At 64.4% G+C, this 831-nt stretch carries 1 protein-coding gene; it reads left to right on the forward strand.

Features of this window, described 5'->3' with window-relative positions:
- Positions 1–189: 189 nt before the first annotated feature.
- Positions 190–831: 3-hexulose-6-phosphate synthase (hxlA, locus tag ABD793_RS42545; RefSeq protein ID WP_344869575.1), on the forward strand; the 642-nt coding region annotated here is incomplete at its 3' end.

Genomic DNA, 831 nt, shown 5'->3' on the forward strand with positions numbered 1-831 from the left:
GCAGTGCGGTGGTGGGTGGTTATTTGTTGTGTGGATGGGGGATTGTGGTTTTGCATGTGGTGGGGTGTTGCTGGTTTTTGGGTGGGTGGGGAATTGTTGTGGGGGTTGTTGGCCTGGTTTCGTGTTCTGGGTGGCGGGTGTCGCTGCCGGCGGGGCTGGGGTGTGGTCGACGGGTGTTTGTGCTCTGTCGTGACGGATGAGGAGATTGTTGTGCAGTTGCAGGTTGCGTTGGATGTGCTGGATCTTCCGGCTGCGTTGACGTTGGCGAATCAGGTGGCTGAGCATGTGGACATCCTGGAGCTGGGGACGCCGTTGGTGAAGTCGGCGGGGATTGGTGCGGTGTCGGCGATCAAGGCGGCGCATCCGGACAAGCTGGTGTTCGTGGATCTCAAGACTGCGGATGCGGGTGAGTTGGAGGCGGCGCTGGCGTTCGAGGCGGGTGCGGATCTGGTGACGGTGATGGGTGCCGCCGATGATGACACGGTGCGGGGTGCGGTGTCCGCGGGCCGTAAGTACGGCAAGCAGGTGGTGGCGGACATGATCACGGTGGTGGACGGGCGGGTCGCGCGGATTCGTGAGGTCGCGAAGCTCGGTGTGTCGTTTGTGGAGATCCATGCGGGTCTGGACGAGCAGGCCCGGCCGGGGTACACGATCGACACGTTGCTCGCTGATGGGCGTGAGGCCGGGGTGCCGTTCTCCATTGCCGGTGGCGTGAAGATCGACACCATCGGCTCGGTGCGTGAGGCCGGCGCGACCGTCGCCGTCGCCGGCGGCGCCATCTACAACGCCACCGACCCCGCCGCCGCAGCCAAAGAACTCAAAAAGCGCGCC

Origin of the sequence: Amycolatopsis ultiminotia, from assembly GCF_039536925.1 — a bacterium.
Taxonomy (GTDB): domain Bacteria; phylum Actinomycetota; class Actinomycetes; order Mycobacteriales; family Pseudonocardiaceae; genus Amycolatopsis; species Amycolatopsis ultiminotia.